The 14780-nt window shown below is 36.9% G+C and carries 13 protein-coding genes; 5 read left to right on the top strand and 8 right to left on the bottom strand.

Annotated elements, in window-relative coordinates; genetic code table 11:
• Window positions 1–2: 2 nt before the first annotated feature.
• A complete protein-coding gene (locus EG342_RS12455) occupies window positions 3–1172 on the bottom strand; it encodes a hypothetical protein (RefSeq protein WP_103293547.1) in 1170 nt (389 codons plus the stop codon).
• Window positions 1173–1445: 273 nt separating this feature from the next.
• On the opposite strand from EG342_RS12455, the gene EG342_RS12450 reads away from it, so the two are divergent.
• Window positions 1446–2750 carry a DEAD/DEAH box helicase gene (locus EG342_RS12450; RefSeq protein ID WP_103293548.1) on the top strand — a complete coding sequence of 435 codons (1305 nt, stop codon included), beginning with the start codon at window positions 1446–1448 and terminating at the stop codon, window positions 2748–2750.
• A gap of 59 nt (window positions 2751–2809) precedes the next feature.
• Here EG342_RS12450 and EG342_RS12445 read toward each other — a convergent pair whose 3' ends face one another.
• The 7 genes from EG342_RS12445 to EG342_RS12415 all read right to left on the bottom strand — a co-directional run bounded on the left by EG342_RS12445 (window position 2810) and on the right by EG342_RS12415 (window position 9863).
• A complete protein-coding gene (locus EG342_RS12445; protein ID WP_103293549.1) occupies window positions 2810–3571 on the bottom strand; it encodes a TatD family hydrolase in 762 nt (253 codons plus the stop codon).
• Window positions 3572–3575: 4 nt separating this feature from the next.
• Window positions 3576–4109: a DUF4269 domain-containing protein gene (locus EG342_RS12440; RefSeq protein ID WP_103293550.1), complete on the bottom strand. Its 534-nt coding sequence runs from the start codon at window positions 4107–4109 to the stop codon at window positions 3576–3578.
• The gene (locus EG342_RS12435; protein WP_103293551.1) at window positions 4110–5060 is read right to left on the bottom strand and encodes a GSCFA domain-containing protein; all 951 of its coding nucleotides are present in this window, start codon (window positions 5058–5060) and stop codon (window positions 4110–4112) included.
• 76 nt (window positions 5061–5136) lie between these two features.
• Window positions 5137–6108 carry a polyprenyl synthetase family protein gene (locus EG342_RS12430; RefSeq protein WP_103293552.1) on the bottom strand — a complete coding sequence of 324 codons (972 nt, stop codon included), beginning with the start codon at window positions 6106–6108 and terminating at the stop codon, window positions 5137–5139.
• Between the two features lie 105 nt (window positions 6109–6213).
• Window positions 6214–7356, bottom strand: coding sequence for an inorganic phosphate transporter (locus tag EG342_RS12425; RefSeq protein WP_103293553.1), 1143 nt, complete (start codon window positions 7354–7356; stop codon window positions 6214–6216).
• Between the two features lie 13 nt (window positions 7357–7369).
• Window positions 7370–8008 carry a DUF47 domain-containing protein gene (locus EG342_RS12420; protein WP_103293554.1) on the bottom strand — a complete coding sequence of 213 codons (639 nt, stop codon included), beginning with the start codon at window positions 8006–8008 and terminating at the stop codon, window positions 7370–7372.
• 151 nt (window positions 8009–8159) lie between these two features.
• On the bottom strand, window positions 8160–9863 hold the full coding sequence (locus EG342_RS12415; RefSeq protein WP_103293555.1) for a DEAD/DEAH box helicase: 1704 nt from the start codon (window positions 9861–9863) through the stop codon (window positions 8160–8162).
• Between the two features lie 227 nt (window positions 9864–10090).
• Between EG342_RS12415 and EG342_RS12410 the strand changes: the two genes are divergently transcribed.
• The 4 genes from EG342_RS12410 to EG342_RS12395 all read left to right on the top strand — a co-directional run bounded on the left by EG342_RS12410 (window position 10091) and on the right by EG342_RS12395 (window position 14767).
• Entirely contained in the window at window positions 10091–11401 is a 1311-nt protein-coding gene (locus EG342_RS12410; RefSeq protein WP_103293556.1) for a TolC family protein, read from the top strand.
• A 3-nt stretch (window positions 11402–11404) separates the two neighbouring features.
• Window positions 11405–12676, top strand: coding sequence for an efflux RND transporter periplasmic adaptor subunit (locus tag EG342_RS12405; protein ID WP_103293557.1), 1272 nt, complete (start codon window positions 11405–11407; stop codon window positions 12674–12676).
• 85 nt (window positions 12677–12761) lie between these two features.
• Window positions 12762–13511 carry an ABC transporter ATP-binding protein gene (locus EG342_RS12400; protein WP_103293558.1) on the top strand — a complete coding sequence of 250 codons (750 nt, stop codon included), beginning with the start codon at window positions 12762–12764 and terminating at the stop codon, window positions 13509–13511.
• A gap of 26 nt (window positions 13512–13537) precedes the next feature.
• Window positions 13538–14767, top strand: a complete 1230-nt coding sequence (locus tag EG342_RS12395) for an ABC transporter permease (RefSeq protein ID WP_103293559.1) — start codon at window positions 13538–13540, stop codon at window positions 14765–14767.
• Window positions 14768–14780 lie beyond the last annotated feature (13 nt).

The following is a 14780-nucleotide window of genomic DNA, read 5'->3' as shown; positions in this document are numbered from 1 at the left end:
TACTATAATGAATTGACTTTACTTTTCAATGCTTCAATTTCTTCTTTCTGAGTTTTTAGCTCTTTATTCTGATCAATTAAATGCAAGGTAAGTTCCTCTACTTTCTTTAAAAGTAAAATATTCATTTCCTTTAATTCAATACCGTTTTTGATTGCTTCTTCCGTCGTAGGAACTTCCGGCAAGTGTCCATTTTTATTAATGAACTGCGCTAAATCATTTAATGGCATCAGTTGATAATCTTTTTCAAAGACATAATCTGCCCATCCGTTACTTGCAGCAATATCCACTTTTACTTTCTCGGTCCTGATTCCGTCTTTTACGAATAATTTATATTTCTGCCCATCCGTAGAAATCCCGTTTGTAGGTAATTGAGTAGTAAATTGCCCAATACCAATTGTTCCATTATTTCCGACAATCCAGTTTCCTATATTCAGTTCTTTTTCCGGAGAGGTCGTATTATATGGAGTGATAAGATTTCCTATGAAAATATTACCACTTCCGGAAGTAATGACTTTCGCATTAGAATATCCTACATTGATATTATCGGATCCGTTTGCCAGAGCTCTGAAAGAGTCTCCTCCTATTATGGTATTATAGTGTCCACTATTGATATATCTCAATGCACTTGCACCCAATGCAGTATTAAAATCACCACTTAAGCTTCCAGAGCCCATTGCCGAAATTCCTACTGCAACATTGCTATTTCCTGTTTGAAAATATTCTAGCGCATTCATTCCCAAAGCCGTATTATAATTTCCGGACACGCTGTTTCTCATAGAATTAAATCCTACTGCTACATTAAATGATCCATTACTAAATAAAGAAAGGGCATTATTTCCTAACGCTAAATTTCCACCTCCGACTGTAAGTTGGGTAAGGGCTCCCATTCCGAATACCGCATTGTTACTTGTAGGTGAATTATCCATTCCACCACCGAAATATAAATTTTTGTCCCACACTTGCCCTGCTGATGCGATGTTGTGGAAAATGAATCTTCCTTCCGGATTGATTCTCATTTTTTCGGTATTATTTGTTTTAAAAACCAAAGACTGGTTGTCTGTTGTCCCAATAAAGTTGGTTCCGGGAGTTGTACCTGCATTTCCGGTAAGATTCCATTGAGCGTTAGCGTGCATACCGGTTATGGCAGCAAGTAGAATGACGATCTTTTTCATGGTTATTTTTTTAGTTGTTCCTCAAATATACGCCTTACCTACCATAATTCCTTATTTAATTAGATTAAAAAATTATAAAGTTTCTATGCCGGTTATTTTAGCTCATAAAGAGACTAAATTGAAAACAATCTACAAAAAGCATAACCATTTATTTTTAAGTACATTAAACTAGATTAACTCCACTTCAATTTCTTAAAAATATTTAGATTACCTTTGCAAAATGTAATTCTTTCAGACTGAAGGAATTTTTATTTAAATTTTAAAATAATTCATTTGAATTTTACAGACTTAAACTTAATAGAACCTATTGCTAAGGCAATCCAGGAACAAGGATATACTAATCCCACCCCTATCCAGGAAAGATCTATTCCTGATATTTTACAAGGCAGAGACTTTTTAGGCTGTGCCCAAACCGGAACCGGCAAAACAGCAGCCTTTTCCATTCCTATTCTACAGAACTTATCTAAAAATAAAATTCCAAATAAGCATATAAAAGCTTTAATCCTTACGCCAACGAGAGAATTGGCTATTCAGATTGAAGAAAATATTAATGCATACGGAAAATATCTTCCCCTAAAACAACTTGTTATTTTTGGAGGAGTAAAACAAGGAAGCCAGGAAGCTGCCCTTAGAAAAGGAGTTGACATTCTAGTCGCTACTCCCGGAAGACTTCTTGACTTTATCGCTCAGGGAATTATCAGTCTTAGGAATCTTGAAATATTTGTCCTTGATGAAGCAGACAGAATGCTTGATATGGGCTTTGTACATGATGTTAAAAGAGTTATTAAGCTTTTACCACAAAGAAGACAGACTTTATTCTTTTCGGCGACAATGCCGGCGGAAATCCAGAAGCTGGCTAATTCCATTCTGAATAATCCTGTAAAAGTGGAAGTGACACCTGTTTCTTCTACTGCAGAGACCATCAAACAATCGGTTTATTTCGTAGAAAAAGATAATAAACTGAACCTGCTTTCTCATATCCTTCAAAACGATATCTCAGATTCAGTATTGGTGTTCTCAAGAACAAAGCATGGTGCGGATAAAATTGCAAGAAAGCTTCAGAAAGACAATATTTCTGCAGAAGCAATTCATGGAAATAAATCTCAGAACGCAAGACAGAATGCTTTGAATAATTTCAAATCAGGAAAAACAAGAGTATTGGTAGCTACCGATATTGCAGCAAGAGGTATTGATATTGATGAATTAAAGTTCGTGATCAACTTTGAATTATCTGATGTTTCTGAAACCTATGTACACCGAATCGGAAGAACGGGAAGAGCAGGTTCCGAAGGTTCTTCAATCTCTTTCGTTGACGGGCTTGATCTTCTTAATTTAAAAAATACCGAAAAGCTTATCGGGAAGAAGATCCCTATTGTGAAAGATCACCCGTTCCATACTGATGATCTGGTTGCACAGAAAAGAGATTCTAATAATAAACCTATGGGTGCAGGTTCGGAAAAGCCAAGATCCTCAAACAATTCAAGGCCTAATCAAAATAATAAGACAAAGCCATCTGGAGCAACTCCTTCAGTTGGATTTAAAAAGCCTAAGAACAAGAATTTTACAAGAAAAAAATAAAGACAAACCCTTTTCAATAGCTGAAAAGGGTTTTATTTTATCATTAATTGTGCGGCGAACTATTTAAAAATATTTTTCGCATTTTCTGTAGTGATACGGTCTATTTCAGAAAAATCTTTCCCATAGATATTAACCAGTTTTCCGGCCACCAAATCGAGATAAGAACTTTCGTTTCTTTTCCCCCGGTGCGGAACCGGAGCCAGATAAGGAGAGTCTGTTTCAAGGACTATCTTATCTAAAGGAATTTCCTGAAGAAACTGGTCTATTTTTCCATTTTTAAAGGTAACTACTCCACCAATACCTAAAATAAAATTAAGGTCAATAGCATGCTTTGCCTGCTCAAGATTCCCTGAAAAACAATGAAAAATTCCTCGTAACTTAGGATGTTTCTTTTTTTCCAGCACCTCAAATGTTTCGTCAAAGCTTTCTCTGGTATGGATAACGATTGGAAGATCTTTTTCTATCGCCCAGTCAATCTGCTGTTCAAAAGCTTTTACCTGTATGTCTAAGGTTGTTTTATCCCAATACAAATCAATACCAATCTCTCCTATTGCCGGAAAATGTCTTTGATCCAGATAGTTTTTAACAATTTCAAGTTCTTTTTCCCATGATTCCGGTTTTACATAGCAAGGATGCAATCCCATCATCGAAAAAATCTGTCCCGGATACTCCGTTTCCAGTTGTAACATTTTCTCATGAGATTCGGAATCAATCGCAGGAAGGTAAAATTCTGTAATTCCTTTATCTAAAGCTCTCTGAATCGATTCCTTTCTGTCTTCATCAAATTCTTCTGCGTATAAATGGGTATGTGTATCAATCATTTTCTTATAATTTCAATAGATCTTCGTAAGGATTTTCAAGATCCAGCAACATTCCGAATGCCGGCTCTGTCTTAATTCCCTGCTTTTTAAGCTCTATTATTTTTTGTTTAAATTCTTCTCCTTTTTCCTGTAATATCTTGTACTCTGCAATCATATGAAGATATGCGTTTTGCCGTGTTGTAGGTTTATTCTGTCCAAAAATTTCAACAGGAAACTCATCCAGTAAAAAGTTCAAAACAATGCTTTTCTCGCCGTTTACCATAATGTTTTCCACCTTCACATCTGTATCATGATCATATGGTATTAATCTACTGAAGGCAATATCATCTAAAAAATCTTCTTCAAATCTAAGATCTACTTCGCAGATGATATCCAGATCACTACTTTCAATATCTATTTCTATTGGAATGGTTCCGGCCAATAACGGAGAATAAGGTTCTAATTTTTCTAAAACTTTATATTTTGTAAGAACTTCATACGCTCTTTTTTGTCTTTCATTACCATTTTTCAAATAGTCAATCTTAGTAAAATCGATCATTTAAAATATTTTATGCTTTACTTTTTCGCGCTGGGCTTCAATTCTCTGATCCAACTTTTCTCTAAATTCGATAAACTTAGGATCTTTCTTATCATTTGTTTTATGCTCCAGGGCTTTAATGATTTTAAAATTTTCTTTGATAAAATCTTTGGTTTCATCAGAAAAATAGGCATCTCCGAACTTATCAAAAATATAATTGACAGCCTGGGTACTTGGATGAATCATGTCTTCTTTGTAAAAACGATAATCCCTCAGATCGTCCATCAATATTTCATAGACCGGCAGATAGTGACAATCTTCAAACATTGAAATGGATTCGTGTATGGCCGTTATTAATTTGGATTTACTTAGTTGATTTTCTACCATCCCGTCTTTGGTATGGCGCACCGGCGAAACTGTAAATAATATTTGCACCCCTTCTTTAGAGATATCTTTAAGATCCAAAATAGTATTATAAATGGACTCTGTAAGTTCCTGATGTGAAAGCAGTCTTTTTTCAAAAAACTTCTGCGGAATCTTATGGCAGTTGGCGACCAGCTTTTTCTTTGGGGTAAACTCATAAATAAAAGAGCTCCCGTAGGTGACGATAATCCAGTCTGCTTCCTGAAGAAAGGCATTTCCTTCTTCAATCGCTCCATTAATTTTATCTAAAGTCTGATGAATATACCGGGTATCAAAACTCGAATGGTGATCCAGTGAAATATATTCTTCGTTATAGATAATTAAATCTTCTTCTTCATAAAAGGCCGAATCATGAAGTATTTTCACCTCATTATAGATCGAAAAAGGGTTGAAAATCGTTCCAAAAGGGTTATTTAGAGTCTGAAGTTGTCCCTGTTGTAACAAATCCGTCATTTCGGAAGCAAAACATGATCCTATTGAAAATACTTTATCTTCAATCTCAATCTTTTTTTCGGATGCGGGAATATTGACTTCGGTTCTGAATTTCATTGGTGAAGGATTAGGATCCAGGTCATAAGGCTTAGACTATTTCCACATCCCAAGCCCTACTTCCTAATTACCTTATTTAACTTTCTCTTCTCAACAAATAATTTGCCAGCTCGATAAACGGTCTTTTCTTTTCTTCCGGAATATTAATCTTCTGAAGGTAGCTCTGACCAATTTCGTTATGCTTTTCAATTAAACGGAGTGCTTTTTCATCTACTTTTGTTCTTCTGAAGATCTTTTCAACACCGTAGATTTTATCAATATTATCGGTCTTTTTAGCATACCAGTAGTCAAGTTCTTTTCTCTCTTCTTCTGTTGCATGTTCTCTTGCCAATAAATAAAGAACGGTTTTCTTGTTTTCGTAGATATCGCCGGCATGTTTTTTTCCGAACTGTGCCTGATCTCCGAATACATCAAGATAATCATCCATAATCTGGAAAGCAATTCCGATATGTTTTCCAAAGTTGAAAATCGCTTTAGCGTCTTTAAAATCAGCTCTTGCAATCAAGGCTCCGATTTCAAAAGAAGAAGCACTCAACACTCCGGTTTTATACGTAATCATTCTGATGTAGTCATCAAAGGTCACATTCTCCTGAGTCTCAAAATTGATATCATACTGCTGTCCTTCACATAATAGAAGGCCTGTATGGGTGAAAATTCTGATACATGCTTTAAAAATTTCAGGTTCAAGATCTTCAAAAAATTTATAAGCTTTAAGCATCAGTCCGTCTCCGGAAAGAATCCCTACATTGAGTCCATGTAAAGTATGGATGGTAGGTTTGTTTCTTCTTAAAGGCGCCTCATCCATGATATCATCATGAATCAGGGTGAAATTATGGAAAAACTCTATAGCTAATGCGGGTTTTATAGCCTCTTTAAGGTCTCCTCCGAACAGATCACATGCCATCAGCACCATAATAGGACGAAGACGTTTTCCACCGTGGGAAATGATGTAATTCATCGGCTCATATAGTTCCGTTGGTTTATCTTTAAAGGTGTACTTATTGATGCCGTCCCCAACAAGTTGCTGGTATCTGTCTAAAAATTCCATAAAATCTTATAATTTGAACAAAAATACAATTTTTCAAGGCTTTATAAAACAAAAAACTTTGCCCAAATGGACAAAGTTTGTATAATAAGTTCTAAATTTTTTCTTTTAAAAAATAAAGGTTACCACAAGATAAGTGATTGCCGCTACGATAGCTGAAATCGGAATTGTTAATACCCAAGCCCAAAGTAAGCTTACTGTAATTCCCCATCTAACTGCTGAAATCCTTTTCGTTAATCCTACTCCGATGATAGAACCTGTAATCGTATGTGTTGTAGATACAGGGATACCAAAGTGGTCTGTGATAAATAATGTGATTGCTCCTGCAGTTTCTGCACTTACACCTTCTAATGAAGTTACTTTTGTAATCTTAGTACCCATTGTTTTGATGATCTTCCAACCACCACTCATTGTACCTAAAGCAATTGCAATAAATGAAACTAAAGGAACCCAGATATAGTGTTGAGCAAAATAATCAAAACGTCCTGCAGAAGGAATATTCAGATACTGAGCATCCTGAAGCATATTAACGTGATAATAAATTACCGCTGCTCCAATAATTCCCATTACTTTCTGAGCATCATTCAAACCATGTCCTAAGCTGAACAAAGCTGAAGAAACCAGCTGCAATCTTTTGAAAGATTTGTCTGCCTTGTGTGGGTTTGATCTTTTATAAAGGTGTACAATAATCAATGTGATAATAATGGAGATAATCATCCCTATAATCGGTGCCATGAAAATGAACAGGAAGATAGGAATAACTTTATCAAACTTTACCACACCCTGATGAGTCACCTGGGTGAAAGCCTCTTTAATAGTTTCCCACATCCCAAGCTCCGGCTGTGCTGCAGCCACATCATGATAATCCATCATGAAAGCATGCATAAGAGCAGCCCCTAAGAAACCTCCAATCAATGTATGTGATGATGAGGAAGGAATCCCGAACCACCATGTCAGAAGGTTCCAGGCAATAGCAGCTATAAGACCGGAAAATATAACTTCAAGAGTGATAAAATTCTCATTAACTGTTTTGGCAATTGTATTACCAATTTTAAATTCTCCAATAATATACGCAGCGATAAAGAAAGCTGCAAAGTTCCAGAGCGCTGCCCATAGTACAGCCTGGAATGGAGTTAAAACTTTTGTAGAAACGATAGTCGCAATTGAGTTGGCAGCATCATGGAAACCATTGATGTAATCGAAAATCAACGCCAACACAATAATAACTACAAGTAAAATCGGAAATTCCATTTTTTGCTGTGTATTAGGCGTATTTAATCATGATGTTCTCAATCGTGTTGGCAACATCTTCTGCTTTATCGGTTACAATTTCAAGATAGTTCAATACAGAAGAAACTTTGATGATATTGATCGCATCATTCGTTTCAAATAATTCTACCATTGAGTTGGAAAGCAAATCATCTGCAATATTCTCAATAGAGTTTACTTTAATACAAGCTTCTTTTACCTGCTCCATGTTTTTGAATCCTTTAAGATTCTTCATTGCATTCTGAATTTCAAGACATGCTTTGTGGATCAATAAAGAGAAGTCTGAATAAGCCTTCATCTCCGGAGATTTGTACAAGAAAATATATTTTGTAGAAGCGTAGATATAATCAGCGATATCATCCAATCCTGTTGCCAGAGTGTGAATATCTTCACGATCGAAAGGAGTAATGAAGTTTTTTCCCAGTTCTATGAAGATCTCATGCGTAAGTTCATCATTTTTGTGTTCGAAATCACTCATTTTCTTCAACATTGAATCGTCATTAAGATCGAAATCCTTGATTCCAGTGTTGAATTCCTCAGACATTGCAACTAGGTTTTCAGTTACCTTTTCAAAAAGTACAAAGAAGATTTTATCTTTTGGTTGAAAAGCGTGGAAAATATTACCAATTCCCATTTTTTAGTATTTATAATTCGTGTGCAAATTTCCTAAAAAAGGATTGTACGTGAAACTATATGACATTAAGTTTTGTTAACATTCGCTTATCCACTGAATATCAAATGAAAAAACCGGCATTAATGCCGGTTTTGTATAGTATAAGAAGAGATTAGTTAGCTACTTCAGCTCTCATATCTTTTCCTTTAAATTTCATCGATTGAATACTGCTCAAGACATTGTCTTTAAACGATTTTTCAACTTCGAAGAAAGAGAATTTCTCTAGAATTTCAATATCACCGATTTCAGCTCTTTTTTTGCCTTTTCCAACAGCAGTTGCCTTATTGATAATATCCAAAACATCAAGCTTTTTCAATTGATCTTTCTTTCCAAGATTAAAGAAGAATCTTACCATATTCTCATCTTTTCTTCTTGGCTTTCCACCACGATCTCTATCTCTTCCACGATCTCCTCTGTCTCTGTCACGTCCGCGATCTCTGTCTCTACTATCACGCCCACGATCTCTTCTGGAGAAATCATCATCTCTGCTGCTCAGTTTCTGTTCAGCAAGATCATTTTTATCTTTGTAATAAAGAGCAAGATCTTTCAATTGGAACTGGAGCAACTGGTGCACCAATTCTTCTTTGGTAAATTTGCTTAGATCTGGAATTAAACTATCATCAAATTCGAAAAGATCTTCGTGCTCCGTCAATAATTTTTCGAATACACCTCCTACCTGAGCTTTGATAATATCTTCACCTGTAGGAATGAATTTTTCGATAATGTCAATTTTTGTCGTAGACTTAATCTGCTTCAGCTTTCTGCTTTCTTCAGGCTTGATTAAAGCCATAGAAATACCGTCTTTTCCAGCTCTACCTGTTCTTCCGCTTCTGTGTACGAATACTTCAGGATCATCAGGTAAAGAGAAGTGAATAACGTGAGTCAGAGAGTTTACATCCAATCCTCTTGCTGCCACGTCTGTCGCTACAAGAATATCAATGTTTTTCAATCTGAATTTCTTCATTACCGTATCTCTCTGTGCCTGAGAAAGGTCTCCGTGAAGTGCATCAGCGGCATAACCGTTCTGCATCAAGAAATCGGCAACCTCCTGAGTTTCCATTCTTGTTCTACAGAAAATAATGGAATACTGGTTAGGGTTGGCATCGATTAATCTTTTCAATGCTTCTTTTTTCTGACGATACCCTACTACATAGTATTCGTGAGTAATGTTCTTCTTCACTTCGTTGATAGAACCTACTGAAATACGATGTGGCTTAGTAAGGTAATTTTTGGAAATTCTTTCCACCTCCTTGTTCATCGTTGCCGAGAATAAGAAAGTTTGTTTTGTTTCCGGAGTTTCGCTTAGAATGGTTTCCAATTCGTCTTTGAATCCCATTGAAAGCATTTCATCAGCTTCGTCTAATACTAACCAATGAATCGCAGAAAAGTCAAGTGCTTTTCTGTTGATAAGATCAATTACTCTTCCCGGAGTTCCCACAATAATTTGCGGTTTATCCTTCAAAGATCTCATCTGCTCTACAATACTACTTCCACCATAAACCGCAGTAGTTTTGATGTCTTTCATGTACTTAGAGTAATTCTTTATGTCCTTCGAAATCTGAAGACATAATTCCCGTGTCGGACAAAGCACCAATAATTGGATTTTGCGACTCGTATCGTCAATCATATCCAAAATCGGAAGCGAAAACGCTGCTGTTTTGCCTGTCCCTGTCTGCGCAAGTGCGATCAAGTCGCGAATATCTGAAAGAATAAAAGGGATAGTCTGTTTTTGGATTTCTGTTGGGCTTTCGTAGCCCAGTTCGCCAATTGCCTTAAGGATATCAGGACTTAAATTGGTTTCCGTAAATAAATTCATTAACTATTTTAAAATTTTTGCAAAGATACAATAAATATTTGACTTGTTTTTGAATAAAGTTTTAAATATACAAACTTAAATTCAGAATCTTTTAATATATTTTTAATTTTTAAAAAATTAAATCTAAAAAAACAAGCTTTGGGTTAAAAACTTGTTAAACATTGTTTTTTTTTATTAAATTGGATTGATTTTTTCTGTATTATTTATGAATTTTCAAAAATAAAGCCATGAAACGCAAATTTTTCTTTTTGATTTTCTCATTCATAACGCTCGGAACATTTGCACAGACAACCAATTATCCAACCCAATGGACTCTGGAAAATTGTATTGAATATGCAAAAGAGAATAATATTTCCATCAATTCTCTGAAGCTGTCAAAAAACTCGGCTGAACAAGATCTTCTTCAGGCCAAAGATGCTAAATATCCAAACCTTAACGGAACGGTTTCCCAAGGACTTGTTGCGCTAAATGGAGGCAACGGACTTCAGCTCAACAGTGCGCAATCACAAAATATCGGAGCCAATTCATCCATGACCCTTTATCATGCCGGATATATTAAAAACAATGAAGCTTCCAAAAACCTGTTGGTTCAAATGGCAGACCTTTCAGTACAGGAAGCTCAAAATAATATTACCCTCAGCATCACCCAGGCATTTTTGAGCATTCTGATGACACAGGAAAACATCATCTCCTTGGAAAATGTACTGAAAACTACACAAACTCAATTGAAACAGGGAGATCAGTTTTATAAAGCCGGAAATATTTCAAAATTAAATTTTCTTCAGATTCAGGCGCAGGTAGCACAAGATGAATATAATTTAATATCTGCTCAAAATACCTTAAGAACCAATGCTGTTAATTTAAAACAATTGTTACAGCTTCCTTCCAACTACAATTTTCAAATTACTCCTCCCGATAGCATCCTGGTAAATGACCAACTGCAATCTCTGCAGGAAGTACAAAGCCAGGCACAAAATCAACGTCCTGAAATAAAATATAGCGAATTGAATGTAGAAAACTCCAACACAGCTCTGAAAATCGCAAAAGCTTCTATACAACCGACCCTTAACCTTACTGGCAATATCTCCACCAACTATTCTTACGGAAACGGAAGCTACTTTAATCAGTTGGGTGACAATTTTTATATGCCAATCGGTTTGAGTCTGGGAATCCCGATATATAATAACAGAATCTACAAAACACAAATTGAGAAATCGAAAATCGCCATTGACCAGGCTAATCTGGATCTGCTAAACACCAGGACAATTCTCAATCAACAGGTTGAACAATCATATATCAGCCTCCAGAACTCTTTGTCACAATATGATTCAGCATCAAAGCAAATGGATCTCAACAAACAAAGCTATGACATCGTAAATGCCCAAATGAAAATAGGCAGCATTGATTATGTACAGCTTCAACAACAGAGATTACTCTACATCCAGTCGGTTCAAAATTATCTGCAGGCCAAATACACTGCAGTTCTCAATAAACAGATCTACGAATTTTATGCAGGTAACCCTATAAATCTAAAGTAAGCTATGAAAGCAAAGAATAAAAAATGGTTGTACTGGATTGTGGGCGGCATCATTATGCTTGGTGCAGTCTGGTTTTTCTTCATCAGAGAAAAAGAAATAAAAATCCAATTGGAAACAGTGAAGCCTGAAATGGGAGAAATTTCAAATTCCATTACCGCTACGGGAACAATTCAGCCGGTAGATACTGTTGCTGTAGGTACACAGGTTTCAGGAATCATTAAAAGTATTTATGTGGACTTTAATTCTACTGTTAAAAAAGGACAGCTTTTGGCTACTTTGGATCCGGATCTGCTTTCATTCCAGTCGGAACAGTACAAAGCTAACTTACAAAATGCCAAAAGCAATCTTGCTTACAATGAGATTAATATCAACCGGCAGTCACAGCTTTATAAGGTAGGAGCTATCAGCAAGGCAGATTATGACCTGGCCACCAACCAGTACAATGCAGCAAAAGCTCAGGTAGGCTCTGTAGCAGCTCAGCTTTCTACGGCAAATAAAAACCTGTCGCTCACCAACATTTATTCTCCGATAGACGGAACCATCCTCAACAGAAATGTAAGTGAAGGACAAACGGTAGCTTCAAGCTTTAGTACACCTACCCTTTTCAGCATTGCAAAAGATCTTACCAAAATGAGGGTTCGGGCCTCCGTAGACGAAGCGGACATCGGCAATGTAAAAGTAGGCCAGAAAGTATCCTTTACTGTTGATGCATTTCCGGACGAAACATTTGATGGCGAAGTTTCAGAAGTTCGTCTTCACCCGACGGTTTCATCAAATGTTGTGAATTATACGACGATTATTAATGCAGACAATTCAGGTTTAAAATTAAAACCCGGGATGACGGCAAATATTACCATCTTCACTCAGGTTTTAGAAAATGTAATGAAAATTCCTGCTGCCGCGACCAGTTTCAGGCCAGACAGCTTGGTTGTCCAAAAATATAAAGTCAATTCCCCTTTTGCCAATGGCAAAAAACATGAGAAAGGACAATGGAAGAAACAAAACAAAAGAAATACCCAAAATAAAAAAGAGGAAGCCGGCGTATGGATTATTGCCAAGGACAGCACCATCTCCCGCAAAAAGATAAAAACAGGAATGGACAACGATACCGAAATTCAGGTGATTTCCGGTTTAGATAAAAACGATAATATTATTACCGGTTACAAGCTTCTTTCTAAAAAATCATCCGGTGGACAGGCGAAAAGTCCTTTCATGCCTCAAAGAAGAGGTGGTGGTAACAACAAAAACAGTGGCGGCGGCGGTGGCCCACGGTAAAAATAATTTTCAACCCTTTTGAATATTGTTGGAAATAAGAATCATTCACTTTTTATTTTCAACTTTCAATTAATTACTAAAGGTTATGGCTGAAAAAATTCTGGAGATTACAGATCTGAAAAGAGAATTCAGAATGGGCGAAGAAATTGTCCATGCACTGAAAGGAGTAACCTTTTCTGTTGAAAAAGGTGAGTTTGTAACCATTATGGGAAGCAGTGGCTCAGGAAAATCTACCCTTCTCAATATTATAGGCTGTCTGGACAAACCTTCAGGTGGAGATTATATCCTTGATGGAGTTAATATCAAAAATCTTGATCGTGACGAACTGGCTGTCCTGAGAAATCAGAAAATAGGTTTTGTATTTCAGGCGTATAATCTTCTTCCGAGAACAACTGCAAAAGAAAATGTAGAACTTCCTCTTTTGTACAATGCGAAGGTCTCTACGGAAGAGCGTCATGAAAGAGCTTTACGTGCTTTAGCTGCTGTAAAACTTGAAAGCAGAGTTGACCACCTTCCCAATCAGATGTCCGGTGGGCAGCAACAAAGGGTTGCGATCGCCCGTGCACTGGTGAATGAACCCGTAATGATTCTGGCAGACGAAGCTACAGGAAATCTGGACACAAGAACTTCTTATGAAATCATGGCTCTCATGCAGGATTTAAACCGACAGGGGCGAACAATCGTTTTCGTGACCCATGAACCCGACATTGCTACTTTCAGCAGCAGAACGGTCACCTTACGTGATGGAAAGGTAATTAAAGACGTTATGAATGACAATATAAAGTCTGCTATAGATGCATTGGAAAACCTTCCGGTTAATGATGATTACAAATAGTTTTTAATTAAACAAAAACAATTGCAATGAACCTTTCAAACCTCTTCAGAATCGCCTGGAAAGCCCTTTTAAGAAACAAGCTGCGTGCATTTCTTACCATGCTCGGAATCATTATCGGTGTTGCGTCCGTCATTGCTATGACTGCTATTGGTGAAGGTTCAAAAAAAAGTATCAGCGACCAGCTTTCTTCCATGGGATCCAATATGATTACCATTCGTCCTTCCAGTAATGTGAATGTTTCAGGTGGCGCAAGGATTGGAGCTTCAGGGTTGCAAACATTGAAACCCCAAGATGCTGATGCTATTTCCAAAGGAGCGCCGGATGTTTCTTATGTATCGCCTGCCGTACAAACCAACGGACAATCTATCAGTGGTCCCAATAACTGGCCTACTCAGCTACAGGGCGTAAATGAAGATTATTTCAGCATCAGAGACTGGGGTATTGCGTCTGGTAATCTTTTCACTAAAAAGGATGTAACATCTTCAAATAAAGTCTGTCTTTTGGGGCAAACGGTGTATACCAATCTATTTCCCAACGGTGAAGATCCTGTGGGAAGCATTATCAGGTTTAACAAAGTTCCGATGAAAGTGATTGGCATTCTGTCTCCAAAAGGCTCCAACGCTTTCGGGCAGGATCAGGATGATGTGATTATCGCTCCCTTCAATACGGTTCAAAGAAGATTTTTAGGAATCACTTATGTGCAGACAATTTATGCTGCCTCTACAAATGAAAACACTTCTCAACAGGCTACAGATCAGGTTTCTGAAATTTTAAGAAAGCAGCACAAACTTCCGGTTGACGGGAGTAATGATGATTTCAGTGTAAGAACTCAGGCTGAACTTATTTCTACCATGAGTTCTACCAGCCAGCTTTTAACCGTCCTTTTATCGGCCATAGCAGGTATTTCTTTAATTGTAGGCGGAATCGGGATTATGAATATTATGTATGTTTCCGTAACAGAAAGAACAAAAGAAATCGGGCTCAGAATGTCGATCGGAGCCAGAGGAAAAGATATTCTGTATCAATTTCTGATTGAGGCCGTCATGATCAGTATCACGGGTGGTATTATTGGAGTCGCTCTCGGAATTCTGTCTTCAGAACTGGTCACTTTTTTCTTATCCTGGCCTACATTTATAACAGAGTCTTCGATTATCATTTCATTCATCGTTTGTGCTGTGACAGGAGTCTTTTTCGGGTACTACCCTGCTCTGAAAGCTTCGAAACTGGACCCGATCGAGGCATTGAGATATGAATAGTTTTTTGTAATTT

This window comes from Chryseobacterium lactis (assembly GCF_003815875.1).
Classification (GTDB): domain Bacteria; phylum Bacteroidota; class Bacteroidia; order Flavobacteriales; family Weeksellaceae; genus Chryseobacterium; species Chryseobacterium lactis.
This window is presented reverse-complemented; position numbering and strand designations above follow the sequence as displayed.

What these genes read in the sequence shown, in the direction of transcription:
- EG342_RS12415 (WP_103293555.1), bottom strand. Translation starts at nt 9,863, where the DNA reads ATGAATTTATTTACGGAAACCAATTTAAGTCCTGATATCCTTAAGGCA.
- EG342_RS12400 (WP_103293558.1), top strand. Translation starts at nt 12,762, where the DNA reads ATGGCTGAAAAAATTCTGGAGATTACAGATCTGAAAAGAGAATTCAGA.
- EG342_RS12405 (WP_103293557.1), top strand. Translation starts at nt 11,405, where the DNA reads ATGAAAGCAAAGAATAAAAAATGGTTGTACTGGATTGTGGGCGGCATC.
- EG342_RS12395 (WP_103293559.1), top strand. Translation starts at nt 13,538, where the DNA reads ATGAACCTTTCAAACCTCTTCAGAATCGCCTGGAAAGCCCTTTTAAGA.
- EG342_RS12455 (WP_103293547.1), bottom strand. Translation starts at nt 1,172, where the DNA reads ATGAAAAAGATCGTCATTCTACTTGCTGCCATAACCGGTATGCACGCT.
- EG342_RS12420 (WP_103293554.1), bottom strand. Translation starts at nt 8,008, where the DNA reads ATGGGAATTGGTAATATTTTCCACGCTTTTCAACCAAAAGATAAAATC.
- EG342_RS12445 (WP_103293549.1), bottom strand. Translation starts at nt 3,571, where the DNA reads ATGATTGATACACATACCCATTTATACGCAGAAGAATTTGATGAAGAC.
- EG342_RS12425 (WP_103293553.1), bottom strand. Translation starts at nt 7,356, where the DNA reads ATGGAATTTCCGATTTTACTTGTAGTTATTATTGTGTTGGCGTTGATT.
- EG342_RS12410 (WP_103293556.1), top strand. Translation starts at nt 10,091, where the DNA reads ATGAAACGCAAATTTTTCTTTTTGATTTTCTCATTCATAACGCTCGGA.
- EG342_RS12435 (WP_103293551.1), bottom strand. Translation starts at nt 5,060, where the DNA reads ATGAAATTCAGAACCGAAGTCAATATTCCCGCATCCGAAAAAAAGATT.
- EG342_RS12430 (WP_103293552.1), bottom strand. Translation starts at nt 6,108, where the DNA reads ATGGAATTTTTAGACAGATACCAGCAACTTGTTGGGGACGGCATCAAT.
- EG342_RS12440 (WP_103293550.1), bottom strand. Translation starts at nt 4,109, where the DNA reads ATGATCGATTTTACTAAGATTGACTATTTGAAAAATGGTAATGAAAGA.